This is a genomic window from Streptomyces sp. GL_140, assembly GCF_057834465.1.
Genome location: NZ_CM174404.1, coordinates 8,267,330 through 8,286,808, shown reverse-complemented (window position 1 = coordinate 8,286,808; position 19,479 = coordinate 8,267,330). Strand labels below are relative to the sequence as shown.

Genomic DNA, 19,479 nt, shown 5'->3' with positions numbered 1-19,479 from the left:
CGGTGGGCTCGGGCCGAGCATGGAGCGGCAACACGCCCCACGGCCGGCCTTCTCGGGAGTAATGGTGTCCGTCCATGTCGATGACTACGCGGTCGAACCGGCCGCCGGGCCGCTCGGGGCGCTGCGCGGCCTGACGCTCCCGGCCGTTTTCCGGGCCGCCGCGCAGGTGGAACCGGAGGCCGTGGCCCTGAGCGACGGGGACCGGCACCGGACCTGGCAGCAGTGGGCGGCGGAGGTCGACGCGCTCGCCCGCGGACTCCAGGAACTGGGCGTCGGCGTCGGTGACGTGGTCGCGGTCCAGCTGCCCAACTGCTGGGAGTACGAGACCCTGCACCTGGCCGTCGCGGCGATCGGCGCGGTCATGATGCCCGTGCACCAGGGCCACGGCAGCGCCGACGTGCTCGCGCTGGTGGAACGGGTGGCGCCGGTCGCGATGGTGCTGCCCCCGGACTCCGCGCACACGGCGGACGCACCCGCCCTCGCCGCGCTGCGGTCGGCGGTTCCTTCGCTGCGGTCGGTCCTGGTGGCGGGCCCCGACTCCGGCCGAGGGGGCCTCGTAGGCGTCGACGCGCTGCTGGAGCGGTGGGCGGGCGCGGCCCCGCACCCGGCCGAGGTACGGCCGGAGATGCCGTTCGTGCTGCTGCCGTCCTCCGGGACGACATCCGCCCGGCCCAAGATCTGCCTGCACAGTCACGACGGGCTGCTGTCGAACACGGCGGCCGTGACGGAGGAAGCGGCCGCCTCCTTCGGCGGCGCGGTGCTGACCGCGTGCCCGCTCACCCATCTCTTCGGCCTCCAGTCCCTGCACTCCGCCCTGTTCGCCCGCTGCCGGCAGGTGCTGCTGCGCGGCTGGGACCCGGACCGGTTCCTGGAACTGGCCCGTCGGGCGCGCCCCGGCGTGGTCTTCGCGGTGCCGGCACAGCTCCACGACGTGGTGGCCCGGCTCGCGGACACCGGGGAGCGGGCCGGATTCCGGCCGCGCGAGGTGCGGACGGCCGGAGCGGCGGTTCCGGCCGCGCTGGTGACGCGGGTGCGCGAGGTCCTCGGCAGTCCGCTGGTCGTGGTGTGGGGCATGTCCGAACTGGGCACCGGCACCTGCACGTCCGCCGCCGACCCCGTCGGCGTGGCCGCGCGCAGCGTGGGCCGGCCGACCTTCGGCGCGAGCGTGCGCGTCCTCGGCGAGGACGGCGCCGAGTCCGCGACCGGCGAACCGGGCGAGCTGCACTACCGCAGCCCCGGCATGTTCCGCGGCTACTACGGCGAGCCGGAGCTGACCGCGACGGCGGTCACCGGGGACGGCTGGCTGCGCACCGGGGACCGGGCGAGCGTGGACGGCGACGGACGGGTCCGCTTCCTGGGCCGTTCCGCCGAGCTGATCAACACGGGTGGCCGGAAGTTCGACGCGACCGAGATCCAGGGGCTGCTGGCGGACATGCCGGGCCTCGGGCCGGCCGCCGTGGTCGCGCGCCCCGACCGGCGCCTGGGCGAGTACCCGTGCCTGGTGGTGAGCGGGCGCGCCGAACGCGCCGTCACGCTGGAGCGGGTGACCGCGTTCCTGCTGGAGCGCGGGGTCGCCGACTACAAGATCCCGCTGGAGCTGGTGGTGGTCGAGGAGCTGCCCCGCACCCCGGCCGGCAAGCTGCACCGGCGGGCGCTGGAGGCCCTGCTGGCGGAACACGGACCGGCCGTCGCGGCGGGCGGCGGCTCCGTGCCCGCGTCCTACGCGGCGGCCCTGGAGCTGGTCCGCACCTGCGTCACCAAGGCACTGGAGCCCGTCACCGGAGCCGCGCCCATCGGAGCCGGCACGACCTTCCGCGGCCACGGCCTGGACTCCGTGCGCAGCATCCGGCTGCGGAATCTGCTCGCCGAGGCGACCGGTCTCCCGTTGCCCGCCTCCCTCGCCTTCGACTTCCCCACGCCCGACGCCGTGGCCCGCCACCTGCGGGGCGAGGCGGTTCAGGACACCGTGCCGCCCTCCCCCGCGGTGCCCCGGCCCGTTGGGTGCGACGATCCGGTCGCCGTCGTGGGCATGGCCTGCCGGCTGCCCGGCGGGGTACGCGGCCCCGAGGACCTGTGGGACCTGGTGACGGAAGGCCGGGACGCGATCGGGAGCTTCCCCGAGGACCGCGGCTGGGACCTGGACCGGCTCTTCGGCGACCCCGAGCGCCCCGGTACCTCGTACGCCCGCGAGGGTGGGTTCCTGGCCGGCGCGGGTGCGTTCGACGCGGGGTTCTTCGGGTTCTCCGACCGGGAGGCGCTGGCCGCCGACCCGCAGCAGCGGCTCCTGCTGGAGACCGCCTGGGAGGCCCTGGAACGGGCCGGAGTCGACCCGTCCGCGCTGCACGGCTCGCACACGGGGGTCTTCGTGGGCGCCATGTACCACGACTACGCGCAGTCGGTTTCCGGCGGCGACCGCCCGGAGTTGGAGGGGCTGCTCGCCCTGGGCACCGCCGGAAGCGCCCTGGCGGGCCGGATCTCGTACACCTTCGGTCTCCAGGGGCCCGCGCTGACCGTGGACACGGCCTGCTCGTCCTCGCTGGTCGCGCTCCATCTGGCGTGCCGCTCGCTGCGGTCCGGCGAGTCGTCCCTGGCGCTGGCGGGCGGTGTCGCCGTGATGGCCACCCCGGCATCGTTCACGGAGTTCTCCCGGCTGCGCGGACTGGCCCCCGACGGCCGCTGCAAGTCCTTCGCGGACGCCGCCGACGGTGCGGCCTGGTCGGAAGGGGTCGGCCTGCTCGTACTGGAACGGCTGTCCGACGCCCGGCGCAACGGGCATCCGGTCCTCGCGCTGGTCCGCGGCTCGGCGGTGAACCAGGACGGTGCCTCCAACGGGATGACCGCCCCGCACGGGCCCGCGCAGCGGCGGGTGATCGGGCAGGCACTGGCCGACGCCGGGCTGACCGCCGCCGACGTGGACGTGGTGGAGGCGCACGGCACCGGAACGAAGCTCGGCGACCCGATCGAGGCGCAGGCGCTGCACGGCACGTACGGCGCCGCGCGCGATGCGGCCAGGCCCCTGTGGCTGGGCTCGGTGAAGTCGAACATCGGGCACGCTCAGGCCGCGGCGGGCGTGGCGGGCGTGATCAAGAGCGTCATGGCGCTGCGGGGCGGCGTACTGCCCAGGACCCTGCACGTGGACGTGCCGACCTCGCACGTGGACTGGTCGGCGGGCACCGTGCGACTGCTCACCGAGGCCCGGCCGTGGCCCCGGGAGACCGGGCGAGCGCGCCGGGCGGGGGTGTCCTCGTTCGGTATCAGCGGGACCAACGCGCACGTGATTCTGGAGGAGGCCCCCGAGGAGGCTCCCGAGGGGTCCGCCGGCGAACGGCCGGCGGCCGGCTCCGGCCCGGTGGCGTGGGTGCTGTCGGCGCGCAGTGCGCCCGCCCTGCGCGACCGGGCCCGCGGGCTGGCGGCGCATGTGGAGTCCCGGCCCGGACTACCGGCCAGGGACATCGCCTACTCGCTGGCCGTGAGCCGCGCCGTGCATCCTGAGCACCAGGCGTTCGCCGTCGGTACGGACGCGGGTGAACTCCTCGGATCGGTCCGGGCATTGGCGGAGTACGAGTCCTCGGCCGCTGACCGGAGCGACGGCGATCTGGCGTTCGTCCTCGCCGGGCAGGGCAGTCAGCGGCCCGGCATGGGCCGCGAACTGGCGCGCACGTACCCGGTGTTCGCAGCGGCGCTGCGGGAGGTGTGCGGCGTGCTCGATCCGCTGCTGGACCGGCCGTTGACCGAGGTGATGTGGGCGGCCGACGCCGCGCTGCTGGACCGTACGGAGTACACGCAGCCGGCGCTCTTCGCCCACGGGGTGGCCCTCCACCGGCTGTTGGAGTCGTGGGGTGTTGCACCCGGCCGGCTGGTGGGGCATTCGGTGGGCGAGATCACCGCCGCGCACCTCGCGGGGGTGCTCTCCCTCGCGGACGCGGCCCGGCTGGTCGCCGCCCGGGGGCGGCTGATGCAGCGGCTGCCGGAGGGCGGCGCCATGCTGGCCGTACGGCTCCCGGAGGCCGAGCTGGGCCCGTGGCTGGAGGTCCTGCAGGGTGGTCCGGTCGTAGTGGCCGCCGTCAACGGTCCGCGTTCCGTAGTCCTTTCCGGTGCGACCGAGCCTCTGGAGGAGCTGGCCGGGAGGCTGGCGGCCTCCGGTGTCCGGGCCAAGCAGCTCGCCGTCAGCCACGCCTTCCACTCCCCGCTGATGGATCCGATGCTGGACGAGTTCCGGGAGGTCGTCGCCGGGCTCGCCTTCGCCGCCCCCGCCGTACCGGTCGTCTCCTGCCTGACCGGGGCGCCGCTCACCGCCGCCGAGGCGTGCGATCCGCATTTCTGGGTGCGCCACGTCCGGGAGCCGGTCCGCTTCCACGACGCGGTCGGCCGGATGCTGGCCGACGGCTCCGGGGTGTTCCTGGAACTGGGCCCCCAGCCCGCGCTGACGCCGATGCTGGAGGAGTGCCTGGCCGTACGTCAGGTGCCCGGGGCCGTCATCGCGGCCGGCGGCGCCGCCGAGGAACGTTCGATGCTCGCGGCGGTCGCGGGGCTGCACCTGCGCGGGGTGCCGGTGGCCTGGAAGTCGGTGCTGCCCGGCGCGGTGGCGGTGCCGCTGCCCACGTACCCCTTCCAGCACCGCACCTTCTGGGCCGCGGACGGTCCCCCCGCCGCAGCTCCCGAGCCGACCTCCACGGTGCTCGCCGGCCGGCTCGCCGGGCTGGGCGGGGCCGCACAGCGGGCGCTGCTGACCAGGCTGGTGCTGGACGAGACCGGATCCGTGCTCGGCGGCCGCCGTCTGACCGCCGGCGACGCCGACGTGTCCTTCTCCGACATGGGCATCACCTCGGTCAGCGCGGTCGAGCTGCGCAACCGGCTGCGGGCAGCCACCGGAACGCGGCTGCCGACCACCCTCGTGTTCGACCACCCGACCCCGGCGGCCGTGGTCCACCTGGTACGGCAGGACCTGGCGGGGGAGCTCACCGGGCCGGCCGGCCGTACCGTGTCCGGCCTCGTGGCCGAGCTGGACGCACTGCTGTCCGCGGGCTCGGAGATCGACCCGGACACCGCCGCCCGCCTCGGGGCACTCGTACGCGACCTGCGGTCCGTGCCCCTCGCCGACCACTCGGCGGCCACACCCTTCGACCTCGACAGCGCCAGCGACGCGGACCTGTTCCGGCGCTTGGACGGCGTCGACCGCTGACGGACCGGCTCGGTCCCACACCACAGCCGACCGGCACCCGTGCCGGTCGGCTGTTCCCTTTCCCGAACCCGACGACCCTGGAGAACTCCCATGAACGGGCTCCCCATCGAGCCTCCCGAGAACATGATCGAGGCGCGGGACCTCAGCAAGACCTTCGGCCCGGTGCGCGCATTGGACTCGGTGGACATCTCCGTCCCCCGGGGGTCCGTACTGGGCCTGCTGGGCCACAACGGCGCGGGCAAGACCACCCTGGTGGGCATCCTCACCGCCGCGCTCCCGCCCACTTCCGGTACCGCCACGGTCGCCGGGTACGACGTGACGCGCCGACCGCGCGAGGTACGTCGGCGCATCGGGCTGACGGGACAGTTCGCCTCGGTGGACGGCCGGTTGAACGGCCGGGACAACCTGATACTGATCGCCCGGCTGCTGGGCGCCGGCCGCCGGGCGGCCCGGGGGCGCGCCGATGAACTGCTGGAGCTGTTCGCGCTCCAGGACGTGGCCGGGCGCCGCGCCCGCACGTACTCCGGCGGTCTGCGCCGACGGCTCGACCTGGCGGCGAGCCTGGTCGGCCGTCCGGAAGTGGTCTTCCTGGACGAGCCGACCACCGGTCTGGACCCGGCGGCCCGGCTGGGCCTGTGGGAGATCGTCGAGGGCCTGGTGGCCGAGGGCGCCACGGTGCTGCTCACCACCCAGTACCTGGAGGAGGCCGACCGGCTCGCAAACTCCATCACCGTGCTGTCCGGCGGGCGGGTCATCGCGAGCGGTACGGCAGCGGAACTGAAGGCGGCCGTGGGCCGCCGCACCGTCACCGTCACGCTCGACGCGGCGGCCGACCGGGAGAGCGCGGTCGGGGCGCTGCGCCGGTCCTCCCTGGACCCGGCAGTGGACCCGCAGAGCGGCTGCCTCGTCATCCCGATCGACACGTCGAAGGACGTGGCCACGGTGGTCCGCGCCCTGGACCAGGCCGGGGCCGAGGCCACCGAGCTGTCCTTCGGCGAACCCACCCTCCACGACGTCTACCTCGCCCTGGCCGGACGGACACCCGTAACCGCCGAGCCCCCTGTCCCCCATGTGCCCGCGCTGTCCGCTCCGTACGGAGGACCTGCCGCATGACCGCCACCGCCGTCACCACCACCACGCCGCCACGGTCCGTGTGGCCCGACAGTTCGGTGTTCCTCCAGATCCGCGTGCTCACCGCGCGTTCGCTGCGCTCGATGGCCACCGACCCGGGCGTGATGCTGTTCGGCCTGCTGCAGCCGGTGATCATCCTGTTCGTGCTGACACAAGTGTTCAGCAAGATGGGTGCACCCCCGCATTTCCCCGCCGGAATCACCTACCTCGACTTCGTGCTGTCGGCGGTGCTGGTCGACAACGCGGTGCAGTCGGCGGTCCAGTCGGGCGTCGGTCTCGTCGACGACCTGAAGAACGGGGTGGTGGCCCGCCTCCGGTCGCTGCCGATCATGCCGTCCTCGCTGCTGATCGCCCGCAGCCTCGCCAACCTGGTGCGCAGCGCGGTACAGGCCGGAGTCATCCTGGTGCTGGCGATCGGTGCGCTCGGCTACGCACCGCACGGCGGAGTCGCCGATGTGGCGGCATCCGTGGGGCTGACCCTGTTCATGAGCTGGTCCCTGGGCTGGCTGTTCATCGCAGCCGGGGCCTGGCTGCGGCGGGCCGAGCCGATGCAGAACCTCGCGGTCATCGCGGTCCTGCCGCTGATGTTCGCGTCCAGTGCCTACATGCCGGTCAAGGACCTGCCGGACTGGCTGGCCGCGGTCGCCGGGGTCAACCCCCTCACGTACGCGATCGACGCGACCCGCGCGCTCGCGCTGGGCATACCGGGCACGGACGCGATCGTCCCGGCTCTGGTCATCGGCGGTGTGATCGCCGCCGTGGGCGGCGCCCTGGCGGTGGTCGGGTTCCGCCGGCCGATGCAGTAGCCGACGCCGCGGAACGGCACGGAGCCCCTGGGCCCGGACATCCTTGGAAGTCCGGGCCCAGGGGCTCCGTCCTGACCGGCGCCTACAGGCCGAGCTGCTTGTCCAGCAGGTCGAACACCTCCTCGTCGGAGGCCGTGTCGAAGTCGAACCCGCCCTCGCCTTCCGCGGGTTCGCCCGAGCCCGCGGCGCGCAGCGCGCCCCACTTCTCCTTCAGGACGTCGAGGCGTCCCGCGACCTGCGCGAACACCTCGTCGCTGACCTCCGTCTCCGTGAAGGCCAGTTCCAGTCGGGCCAGTTCGGCCAGCAGGGCGACGGAGGCGTCGGGCCGCCCCTGCGGTGCCAGGTCGAGAAGCGCGTACAGGTGGTCCACCAGTTCCCCGGTCGTCGGGTAGTCGAAGACCAGGGTGGCGGGCAGCCGGGTCCCGGTCAGGACTCCGAGGCGGTTCCGCAGCTCGATCGCGGTCAGCGAGTCGAGGCCGAGGTCCTGGAACGAGCGCTGCGGGTCCAGGTCGGCTGCCTGCGCGTGCCCCAGGACCGCCGCGGCCTGGCCGCGTACCTCCGCGAGCAGGGCCTCGTACCGCTCCGCCTGCGGCAGGGCCGCGAGCCGGTCGGTCAGCCCGCCGCTCCTCCCGTCCGTCGCCGCGACGCGGCGTACGGTCGTCCGGATCAGGCCGCGCAGCAGTGCCGGCACCTCCCCACGGGCGCGCAGCGCCGCGAGGTCGAGCCGGACCGGCAGTGCGGCCGGCTCGGCGCCGCCCGCCAGCGTGTCGAACAGTTCGAGGCCCTGCTCCGGGGTGAGCGGCGGGAGGCCTGCCCGCGCCATGCGTTCCGCCTCGGCGTCGGTCAGTTCGCCGGTCATGCCTCCGGTGCGCGTCCACGGACCCCAGGCCAGGGAGGTACCGGGCAGGCCTTGGGCGCGCCGGTGCCGGGCGAGCCCGTCCAGATAGGCGTTTGCCGCGGCGTAGTTGGCCTGGCCGGCGTTGCCGAGGGTTCCGGCCGCCGAGGAGAACAGGACGAACGCCTCCAGGGCCAGGCCCCGAGTCGCCTCGTGCAGGTTCCAGGCCGCGTCCGCCTTGGGACGCAGGACCTCTGCGAGCCGCTGCGGAGTCAGGGATCCGACGACACCGTCGGCCAGCACGCCCGCGGTGTGGATCACCGCGCGCAGGGGGTGGCGGGCGACGAGCCGTGCCACCGCGGCCGGATCCGCGACGTCGCAGGCCTCGACCACCGCGCGGGCACCGGACCCGGCGAGTTCGGCTACGAGTTCGGCCGCTCCTTCGGCGTCGGCGCCGCGCCGGCTGACCAGCACCAACTCGCGTACGCCGTGTTCGGCGACCAGGTGCCGGGCCAGGAGTCGGCCCAGGCCGCCGGTACCGCCGGTGATCAGGACCGCGCCCTCGCCGGCCCAGGCCGGGGCGGCCGGCGCCCGGTCGGGGATCCGGGCGATGCGGGCGGCGAGTACGGCACCGCCGCGCAGGAGCAGCTGCGGCTCCCCGGTGGCGAGGGCCTGCGGCAGCAGGGCCGCCGTGTCCGTACCGTCGAGGTCCACCAGGCCGAAGCGGCCGGGGTTCTCCGAGATCGCCGAGCGCACCAGCCCCGAGACGGCCGCGGCCGCGAGGTCCGCGCCCGAGGCCGCGCCCCGGGTGAGGAACACCAGGCGTGCGTCGGCGAACCGGTCCTCGGTCAGCCATTCCTGGGCCAGTTCCAGGGCTCGAACCGTGTGGCCGTGCACCGCTTCAGGCGCACCTCCACCCGATCCGCCGTCCGCTCCCCCGTCCGTCAGCGGTACGAGCACCACGTCCGGGACCGGGTGCGTCTCGTCGGCGGCCAGCTCGGCCAGGCCTGCGTAGACCGGGAAGTCGCCCGGGATGGACGTGACCGCGTCACCTGACGTGGTGAGCACCACGGTCCGCGGGGTCCCTCCGGCGTCGCTGTCGATGTCGATGTCGACGGGTGTCCAGTCCAGGTGGAAGAGGGAGTCCCGGACGCCCCGGCCTGCCGCGCCCAGCTGTTCGGCGCCGAGGGGCCGTACGACGAGGGACTCCACGGAGGCCACCGGCGCGCCGGTGGTGTCCGCGAGGACGAGGGACACCGCGCCACCCGTACCGGACCGGCTCAGCCGGGCCCGAACCGCCGAGGCGCCCGAGGCGTGCAGCGAGACACCGGTCCAGGAGAACGGGACCCCGCCGCGTTCCTCGGCGGCGCCCCCTTCGCCGCCGCCCAGCGCGAACGCGTGCAGGGTGGCATCGAACAGCGCCGGGTGCAGGGCGAAGGCCGATCCTTCGACGCCGTCGGGCAGGGCGACCTCCGCATAAACTTCGTCGTCGAGCCGCCAGGCCGCGCGCAGCCCCCGGAACACCGGGCCGTACTCGAACCCGGCCCCGGCGAACCGCTCGTACACCTCCGCCACATCGAGGGCCTGTGCTCCGGCCGGCGGCCAGACCGCGGCGTCGAGCGGCGTACCGGAGCGGGCGGGCCCGTCGGCGAGCACCCCACTGGCGTTGAGCGTCCACGGCTCGTGGACGCCTCCGGCGGCGGGCCGGGAGTGCACGGTGAGTGCACGGCGCCCCGAGGCGTCGGGCGCGGCCGCGACCACCTGCAGTTGCACGGCGCCGCCCCGTTCGGGAAGGACCAGCGGCGCGGCGAGGGTCAGCTCCTCGACGGTTGGGCAGCCGAGCTCGTCGCCCGCCCGGACGGCGAGTTCGAGCAGGGCCGTACCGGGTACCACCACCGAACCCATGACCGTGTGGTCCGCCAGCCACGGGTGGGTGCCCACCGAGAGCCGGCCGGTGAACAGGAACCCGTCGGATCCTGCCAGCTCCACCGCCCCGGAGAGCAGCGGATGTTCGGCGGACCGAAGCCCGATCGCCTCCGCCCCGCCCCGGCCCGCGGGTGTCCCGGTAGGCCAGTAGCGGCGGCGCTGGAAGGCGTACGTCGGCAGATCCACCGAACGGGCTCCGGTGCCCGCGAAGAGGGCGGTCCAGTCGACCTCGGCGCCGCTCACGTGAAGCCGGGCCAGAGCCTGGAGAGCCGATTCCTCCTCGTCTCGGTCCCTGCGCAGGACGGGGACCAGCACGGTCGTGCCGTCCGGGACGGATTCGGCGGCCAGCGCGGTCAGGACTCCGTCCGGTCCCAGTTCGAGGAAGCGGGTGACGCCGAGGCCGGTGAGTGCGCGGATGCCGTCGGCGAAGCGGACCGTGTCGCGGACGTGCCTCACCCAGTACTCCGGGTCGCACACCCTGTCCGCGTCCACGGTCATGCCGATCCGCGGAGTCGCGAACGACAGGCCCGACACCACCGCACGGAACTCGTCCAGCATCGGATCCATCAACGGCGAGTGGAACGCGTGCGAAACACGCAGACGGGTCGTCTTGCGCCCCGCGCCCTCGAAGTGCGCACGGATCGCCTCCACCGCGTCCTCGGCCCCCGAAACCACCACGGCCGACGGACCGTTCACCGCCGCGATCGACACGAACTCACCCAACAGTGGCCGGACTTCGTCCTCCGTTGCCGCCACCGCGAGCATCGCGCCGCCCTCAGGCAGCGCCTGCATCAGCCGCCCGCGCGCCGCGACCAACCTGCACGCATCGGCCAGCGAGAACACCCCGGCCACGTGCGCCGCGGCCACCTCACCAATGGAATGACCGGCCACGAAGTCCGGCGTCACACCCCAGGACTCCACCAACCGGAACAACGCCACCTCGACCGCGAACAGCCCGGCCTGCGCGAACACCGTCCGGTTCAGCTCATCGGCATCCTCGCCCCAGACCACATCCCGCACCGGCACGTCCAGCTCCGCGCAGACCGCGTCGAAGGCCGCCGCGAACACCGGGAAGCGGCCATACAACTCCTGGCCCATACCCAACCGCTGCGAACCCTGCCCGGAGAACAGGAACGCCGTCCTGTCAGCGCTCGCCCGGCCCTCGATCACCTGCTCGCCGTTCAGCACCACCGCGCGGTGGGCGAAGACCGACCGGCCGAGAGTGGACAGACCCACATCCACCGGCCGCAGCCCCGCCCCCTCCACGTACGAACACAGCCGCGCGACCTGATCCTGAAGAGCCTCTTCCGTCTTGCCGGACACCAACCACGGCACCACAACCGGTACCGGCGAGGGCTCCTCGGCCTCCGGGGCCGCCAACTCCGGCTGTTCCAGTACCACGTGCGCGTTCGTCCCGCTGATGCCGAACGAGGACACACCCGCCCGGCGCACTCGGCCCGACTCCGGCCAGACACGCTGCTCCGACAGCAGCTGCACCTCGCCCGCCGCCCAGTCCACGTGCGAGGACGGAGCATCCACGTGCAGGGTCTTCGGCACGACGCCGTGGCGCATCGCCATGACCATCTTGATCACACCGGCAACACCCGCAGCCGCCTGCGCATGCCCGATGTTCGACTTCACCGAACCGAGCAACAACGGCAGTTCACGATCCTGCCCATAAGTCGCAATCAGAGCCTGCGCCTCGATCGGGTCACCCAGCGTCGTACCCGTACCGTGCGCCTCCACCACATCCACATCCGACGTGGACAGACCACCACTCGCCAACGCCTGCCGGATCACCCGCTGCTGCGAAGGACCATTCGGAGCCGTCAAACCATTGCTCGCACCGTCCTGGTTCACTGCCGAACCACGCACCACCGCCAGCACCCGGTGCCCATTCCGCACCGCATCCGACAACCGCTCCAGCACCACCATCCCCACGCCCTCGCCCCAGCCCACACCATCGGCGGCCTCGCCGAAGGCCTTGCAGCGGCCGTCGGCGGCAAGACCCCGCTGGCGGGAGAACTCGATGAACGAGGTCGGGGTGGACATCACAGTCACACCTCCGGCAAGCGCGAGCGAGCACTCGCCCGAGCGCAACGCCTGCGCCGCCAGATGCATCGCCACCAGCGACGACGAACACGCCGTGTCCACCGTCACCGCCGGACCCTCAAAACCAAAGGTGTAAGACACCCGACCGGAGGCGATGCTGCCCGCGCTGCCGCTGCCCTGGTGGCCCTCGAACTCCCGGCCGCCGAGCAGACTCGCGTAGTCCCCGTACATGACACCCGCGAAGACACCCGTCTGCGAGCCGCGCAACGACACCGGATCGATCCCGGCCCGCTCCACCGCCTCCCACGTCGCCTCCAGCAGCAGCCGCTGCTGGGCATCCGTGGCCAACGCCTCACGCGGGCTCATCCCGAAGAAGCCGGGATCGAAGTCCCCGGCGCCTGCCAGGAAGCCACCGGAGCGGGTGTAGCTGGTGCCCAGGTGGTCCGGGTCCGGGTGGTAGAGCGACTCCACGTCCCAGCCGCGGTCGGCCGGGAAGCTGCCCACGGCGTCCACACCGTCGGCGACCAGCTGCCACAGGTCCTCGGGCGAGGACACCCCGCCCGGGTAGTGGCAGGCCATACCCACGATCGCCACCGGATCGTCCGCGATCGGCGCCGCTGCCGCCCGGGTGGCGGGCAGCTCCCCGGCCGCGGCGGATTCGTTCCCGGACAGCTCGTCGAGCAAGAAGCGCACGAGCACGTCGGCGTTCGGGTAGTCGAAGACCAGCGTGGCCGGCAGCCGCAGCCCGGTCGCCGCGTCGATCCGGTTGCGCAGCTCGACCGCCATCAGGGAGTCGAAGCCCAGGTCCTGGAAGGCCCGGGCCGGATCCACCTCCGCCGCGCCCGCGTGCCCGAGTACGAGCGCGATCTGCGTCCGTACGAGATCGAGCACCGCCTCGTGGCGCGCCTGCGGGTCGAGACCCCTCAGCCGCTGGGTGAGTCCGGTGTCGGCACCGGCTGCCGCTGCCGAACGGCGGGCGGGCTTGCGGATCAGGCTGCGCAGCAGCGCCGGCACCTCACCCTGCGCCCGGATCGCGGCCAGGTCCAGGCGGACCGGCAGGACGACCGGGCGTTCGGCCGCGAGAGCGGCGTCGAAGAGTGCCAGCGCCTGCTCCGGTACCAACGGGGGCATGCCCGCACGCGTCATGCGTTCCGTGTCCGTCGCGGTGAGGGCGCCGGTCATGCCGCCGCCCGCACCGGCCCACGGTCCCCAGGCCAGGGAGGCAGCGGGTAGACCCAGGGTCTGCCGGTGCCGCGCGAGGGCGTCCAGGAAGGAGTTTCCGGCAGCGTAGTTGGCTTGACCGGCGTTGCCGAACGTGCCCGCCGCGGAGGAGAACAGGACGAAGGCGGCGAGGTCGTATCCCGTGGTCGCTTCGTGGAGGTTCCAGGCCGCGTCCACCTTGGGACGGAGTACGGCGGCCAGCCGCTCAGGGGTGAGCGAGCCGAGCAGCGCGTCGTCGAGCACACCCGCGGTGTGTACGACGGCCCGGACCCGGTGGCGGGCCAGCAGCCCGTCCAGGGCGACCCGGTCCGTGAGGTCGCACGCCTCGACGAACACGTCCGCGCCCGCCTCGGCGAGCTTTGCGACGAGCTCCGCAACACCGTCCGCCTCGACACCCCGCCGGCTGACGAGCAGCAGGCTGCGTACGCCGTGCTCGGCCACCAGGTGCTGGGCGACGGCCCGGCCCAGAGCACCCGTGCCGCCCGTGATCAGGACTCGTCCCTCGCCGTTCCACTCGGGGACGGACGGGGTTGCGGGCTTCGCGACCCGGACCAGCCGGGCCGCCAGCACATGGCCGTCCCGGACGAGCAACTGGGGTTCCCCGAGGGAGGCCAGCGACTTCAGGGTCCCGGCCTCGGGTTCCACCCCTGTCACGTCCACGTCCACGAGCACGAAGCGGCCCGGGTACTCCGACTGCGCCGACCGTACGAGGCCCCACACCGCTGCCGCGGCCGGGTCCTGGCCCGAGACCGCGCCCCGGGTCACGACGACCAGCGGGGCGCCGGAAGCCGGCCGCTCCTCCTGTACGAGCTCCAGCGCCCGCGCGGTCAGCGCGTGCGCCGATCCGACGACATCACCGGAGTCGGCGGAGTCGGCGGAGTCGGCGGCTCCGCCCAGCCGGACCAGTTCCACATCCGGCGCCGCGATTCCGGCCACATCGATCGGTGTCCACTCCACCGCGAACAGCGCATCGCGCGCGGCCGCCCCCGCCTCCCCCAACTGCCCTGCCGATACTGGTCGTACGGCGAGCGAGCGGACGGAGGCGACGGGCGCCCCCGTCCCGTCCGCGAGCGCCACTGACAGTGCACCGTCACCGCTCGGGGTCAGCCGGGCCCGCAGGGCCGACACCCCGGACGCGTACAGCGACACGCCGGACCAGGCGAACGGCACTCCGCCGCCCGCCGCCCCGGCCGCCCCCGCCGCGGCGGCGGCCGCATGCAGGCTCGCGTCGAACAGGGCCGGGTGCAGACCGAACACCCCGCCGTCCACGTCCTCGGGCAGTGCGACCTCGGCGTAGACCTCCTCGCCGAGCCGCCAGGCCGCCCGCAGGCCCTGGAACACCGGCCCGTATCCGAACCCGGCCTCGGCGAAACGCTCGTACACCTCGGACACGGCGAGGGGCTCAGCGCCCGCGGGGGGCCAGGCCGCCGCGTCGAACACCGGCTCCGGGACCGGGGACACGGCGAGGAAGCCCTCGGCGTGGCGTCCCCATCCGCCGTCGGAGCCGGTGTCCGGGCGTGAGTGCACACTGACCGGCCGGCGGCCGGAGCCGTCCGGCTCCCCCACCCAGACCTGCACCTGTACGCCGCCCTCGGCGGGCAGCACCAGCGGCGCGGCCAGCGTCAGTTCGTCCACCGCCGCGCAGCCGACCTCGTCCCCCGCCCGTATCACCAGTTCGACCAGTGCGGTGCCGGGCACGAGTACGGCGCCCATGACCGAGTGGTCAGCGAGCCACGGGTGCGACTGCACCGACAGTCGTCCGGTGAACAACTGTCCTGCCGATCCGGCCAGTTCGACGGTGCCGGTCAGCAGGGGGTGATCCGCGGGCTTGAGCCCCACGGATTCGGCGCCGCCCGCGTACGCCATGACCGTCGGCCAGAACCGCCGGTGCTGGAAGGCGTAGGTGGGCAGGTCCACGCGCCGGGCTCCGCAGCCCGCGTAGCAGGCGGACCAGTCGACCTTCACACCGTGCGCGTAGAGGCGGGCCACGGCCAGCCGTACGGCGGACTCCTCGGAGGTGTTCCTGCGCAATACGGGGACCAGGGCGGCACCTTCGGTGGCCGACTCCTCGGCCATGGCGGTGAGGACGCCGTCCGGTCCGAGTTCCAGGAAGCGGGTCACACCCAGGGCGGCCAGGGTCCGGATGCCGTCGGCGAAGCGGACCGCCTCACGGACGTGGCTCACCCAGTAGTCCGGGGTGCACAGCCGCTCGCTCTCGGCGAGTTCGCCGGTCAGGTTGGACACGACGGGGATCGAGGGCTTCGAGAAGGACAGTCCGGCCAGGACCGTGCGGAACGCGTCCAGCATCGGGTCCATGAGCGGCGAGTGGAATGCGTGGGAGACCCGCAACGGGGTCGCCTTCCGGCCCCGGGCCTTCAAGTGGGCCCGTACGGCTTCCACTTCCGCCTCCTCGCCGGATACGACCACGGCCGACGGACCGTTGACCGCGGCGATGGACACGGACGACGCGCCCAGCAGCGGAAGGACCTCTTCCTCCGAAGCCCGCACGGCGAGCATCGCGCCACCCGCGGGCAGTGCCTGCATCAGCCGGCCACGCGCCGCCACCAGCCTGCACGCGTCGGCCAGCGAGAACACCCCGGCCACATGGGCTGCGGCCACCTCGCCGATGGAGTGACCGGCCACGAAGTCCGGCGTCACGCCCCACGACTCCACCAGCCGGAACAGCGCGACCTCGACCGCGAACAGCCCGGCCTGCGCGAACACCGTCCGGTTCAGTTCATCGGCGTCCTCGCCCCAGACCACATCCCGCACCGGGACATCCAGCTCCGCGCACACCGCCTCGAAGGCCGTCGCGAACACCGGGAAGCGCGCGTACAGCTCACGTCCCATCCCGAGGCGCTGCGAACCCTGCCCCGAGAAGAGGAAGGCCAGTGGTGCGGCGGTCGCGACGGCCATGGCCGCCTCGCCGCGCGCCACGGCTCCGAGACCGGCGAGGAGTTGATCGCGGTCCGCCGCCGGGAACGCCGAGCGGTGTTCGAGTGCCGCCCGAGTCGTGGCGAGCGAGTGACCGAGGTCGGCGGGACGTATCCCCTCGGTCTCGCGGACCAGCGCCAGCAGGCGTCCTGCCTGGGCCCGCAGGGCCTCCGGGGTCGCGGCGGACACCACGATGGCGGCCGGGGCACCGGCCTCGTCGCCGGGGCCTGAATCGGACGCGGCGACGGGAGCTGCCGGGGACGTCGGGCCGGTCGGGGCCTCCTCGATGATCACGTGTGCGTTGGTGCCGCTGATGCCGAAGGACGAGACGCCCGCGCGGCGCGGTCGCCGGCCGTCGCCGGCCCAGTCGCCGGCCCAGTCGCGGGCCTCGGTGAGCAGCCGTACGGCCCCCGTGCTCCAGTCGACCTCGTGGCTCGGCTCGTCCACGTGCAGGGTCGCCGGCAGGGCCTCATTGCGCATGGCCATGACCATCTTGATGACACCGGCCACGCCGGCGGCGGCCTGCGAGTGGCCGATGTTCGACTTGACCGAGCCCAGCCACAGCGGCCGGTCCGCCGGACGCGCCTGACCGTACGTGGCCAGGAGGGCCTGGGCCTCGATCGGGTCGCCGAGCGTCGTGCCGGTGCCGTGGGCCTCGACGGCGTCGATCTGGTCGGCGGCGAGCCGCGCGTTGGCGAGGGCCTGCCGGATCACCCGGCGCTGCGAAGGGCCGTTCGGGGCGGTCAGGCCGTTGGAGGCGCCGTCCTGATTGACGGCGGAGCCACGGATCACGGCGAGCACCTGGTGCCCGTTGCGTACCGCGTCCGAGAGCCGCTCGACGACGAGGAAGCCGGCGCCCTCGGCGAATCCGGTGCCGTCGGCCGCCGAGGCGAACGACTTGCACCGGCCGTCCGAGGCGAGACCGCCCTGGCGGCCGAACTCGGCGAACACGCCCGGTGTCGCCATCACCGTCACACCACCGGTCAGCGCCAGCGAGCAGTCGCCCTGCCGCAGCGCCTGCACCGCGAGGTGCAGCGCGACGAGCGAGGACGAGCAGGCGGTGTCGACCGCGACCGCGGGGCCTTCGAGGCCGAGCTTGTAGGAGACCCGGCCCGAGACCACACTGCCGTTGCCGTCACTGCCCGGGTAGTCGTGGTACATCACGCCGGCGAACACGCCGGTGCGGCTGCCCCGGAGCGAGGTCGGGTCGATGCCCGCGCGCTCCAGTGCCTCCCACGCCAGCTCCAGGGTGATCCGCTGCTGCGGGTCCATGGCGAGGGCCTCACGCGGTGAGATCCCGAAGAAGGCCGGGTCGAAGTCGGCCGCTCCGTCGAGGAACCCGCCGGTGCGCGTGTAGTACGCGTCCGGGCCGGTTCCGTTCGGGTCGCGCAGGGAGGACAGGTCCCAGCCGCGGTCGGTCGGGAACGCGGAGATCGCGTCGCCGCCGGAGGTGACGAGCCGCCACAGGTCATCGGGGCTGGTCACACCGCCGGGGTAGCGGCAGGCCATGCCGACGATCGCGATGGGCTCGTGCCGGTCGGCGGCGAGCTTGCGGTTGTCGGCGCGCAGCCGGGCGGTCTCCCGGCGGGCGGCCGCCAGTGCGTCGCCGTCGGCGGCGCCCGTGGTGTCCTGGCCCTGGCCCTGGTCCTGGTCCTCGGCGAGGTCCGCGGGGGTGACCCGGACCTCCGCGAGTTCCAGGAGGCTGTCCATCAGCCCCGCGTCGCGCAGCCGGCTCGTCGGGATGGACCGGAGGGCCTCGCGGACCTCGTCCTCGCCCGGGATCCCGCCCGTTGCGTCGGCGCCGAGGAGGGTGAGGACGTGGTCGGTGACGGCTTCGGAGTTGGGGTGGTCGAAGGCGAGGGTGGCGGGCAACCGCAGGCCGGTGGCCCGGTTCAGGTGGTTGCGGAGCTCGGTCGCGGCGAGGGAGTCGAAGCCAAGTTCCTGGAAGGCCCGGTCCGCGCCGACCGCCTCGGCCGACGCGTGCCCGAGCACGGACGCCACCTGCGCCCGGACCAGGTCCAGCACCGTGCGCCGCCGCTCCCCCGCCGACAGACCGGACAGCCGGTCGGTCAGGGTCGGCTCGGCGGAGGCCGTGCCGCTGTCGGCCGTCGCTGCCCGCCGTACGACCGGGGCGAGGGCGCGCAGCAGGGCGGGGACCTCGTCCTTGCGGCTGCGCAGGGCTGTCGTGTCGACCCGTACGGGAACGACGTTGGCGCGCCGGGACCTCAGGGCCGCATCGAACAGGGCGAGGCCGGCCTCGTGGGTCAGGGGCGGTATGCCCTGGGCGGCCATCCGTTTGCGGTCCATGTCGCGCAGGTACGCGCCGAGTCCGCCACCGACCTCCCACAGGCCGAATGCCATGGAGGTGGCGGGCAGGCCCTCGGACGCCCGTTGTGCGGCGAGGGCATCGAGGAAGACGTTCGCAGCCGCGTAGTTGCCCTGCCCGGCGGTCAGCACCAGACCACCCGCCGAGGAGAACAGCACGAACGCCGCCAGGTCCATCCCGCGCGTCAACTCGTGCAGATACCAGGCACCATCCGCCTTCGGCGCGTAGACCGTGTCCACCTGCTCGTGTGTGAGCGCGTTCATGACGGCGCTGTCACCGACGCCGGCGGCGTGGAAGACGGCGGTCAGCGGGCGCTCCGCGACCGTCTCGGCGAGCAGTCGCGCGAGCGCCTCCCGATCCGACACATCACACGCGGCGACACGCACCTCCGCACCCAGCCCCGACAGCTCGGCCACCAACTCCTCGGCACCCGGAGCCGCCAGACCGCTCCGGCTGGTCAGCAGCAAGTACCGCACGCCGTAATCCACCACCAGCCGACGGGCCACCACCGCACCCAGACCACCGGTGCCACCGGTCACCAGGACCGAACCCTCGGCGTCGAAGGCGGGCATCACATCACCGGAGGAGTCCAGCCGGACCAGTCGCGGTACCCACACCTCGCCCGCACGCACCGCGGACTCCGCCTCACCAGCCGCCAACGCGCACACGGCCTCCTCCACGTCCGCACCCGGCTCCACATCCACCAGCACGAACCGGCCCGGATTCTCCGCCTGCGCCGCACGCACCAGACCCCACACCGGAGCCTGCACCACATCCAGACCGACGCCCTCCGACACAGCAACCGCACCACGCGTCACCACCACCAGACGCGACGCCACGAACCTTTCATCGGCCAGCCAAGCACGCACCACATCCAGCACCCGGTACGACACCGCACGCACCCCGGACGGAACATCCGACACAACCCCGGCCCCACAGTCCAGCACCACCACACCCGGCACCGGACCCACGGACGACAACTCCTCCCAACCCACCCACGACACATCCGCCCCACCCGAAACCACCGGAAGAACCGACCAGTCGATCCCGAACAACGGACCCCCGG

At 73.6% G+C, this 19,479-nt stretch carries 4 protein-coding genes (1 of these 4 running past the window's edge); 3 read left to right on the top strand and 1 reads right to left on the bottom strand.

Annotated elements, in window-relative coordinates; translation table 11 throughout:
• Positions 1–61 precede the first annotated feature (61 nt).
• The 3 genes from AC3IYJ_RS38100 to AC3IYJ_RS38090 all read left to right on the top strand — a co-directional run bounded on the left by AC3IYJ_RS38100 (position 62) and on the right by AC3IYJ_RS38090 (position 7,119).
• Positions 62–5,182: a type I polyketide synthase gene (locus AC3IYJ_RS38100; RefSeq protein ID WP_489399076.1), complete on the top strand. Its 5,121-nt coding sequence runs from the start codon at positions 62–64 to the stop codon at positions 5,180–5,182.
• Positions 5,183–5,272: 90 nt separating this feature from the next.
• Positions 5,273–6,295 (top strand): ATP-binding cassette domain-containing protein, encoded by a 1,023-nt coding sequence (locus AC3IYJ_RS38095; protein WP_489399075.1) that lies wholly within the window; start codon positions 5,273–5,275, stop codon positions 6,293–6,295.
• On the top strand, positions 6,292–7,119 hold the full coding sequence (locus AC3IYJ_RS38090; RefSeq protein ID WP_489399074.1) for an ABC transporter permease: 828 nt from the start codon (positions 6,292–6,294) through the stop codon (positions 7,117–7,119). Before AC3IYJ_RS38095 ends, AC3IYJ_RS38090 begins: the two co-directional genes overlap by 4 nt.
• Positions 7,120–7,201: 82 nt before the next feature.
• Here the strand turns inward: AC3IYJ_RS38090 and AC3IYJ_RS38085 are convergent, their stop codons facing one another.
• Positions 7,202–19,479, bottom strand: partial view of an SDR family NAD(P)-dependent oxidoreductase gene (locus tag AC3IYJ_RS38085; RefSeq protein WP_489399073.1) — the end only. It continues 18,553 nt past the right edge of the window; the window shows 12,278 of its 30,831 coding nt (coding positions 18,554–30,831); its start codon lies off the right edge, out of view — the gene reads right to left on this strand; the stop codon is at positions 7,202–7,204.

Excerpts from the sequence above, each read along its gene's own strand:
- AC3IYJ_RS38100 (WP_489399076.1), top strand. The coding sequence starts at position 62 with ATGGTGTCCGTCCATGTCGATGACTACGCGGTCGAACCGGCCGCCGGG.
- AC3IYJ_RS38095 (WP_489399075.1), top strand. The coding sequence starts at position 5,273 with ATGAACGGGCTCCCCATCGAGCCTCCCGAGAACATGATCGAGGCGCGG.
- AC3IYJ_RS38090 (WP_489399074.1), top strand. The coding sequence starts at position 6,292 with ATGACCGCCACCGCCGTCACCACCACCACGCCGCCACGGTCCGTGTGG.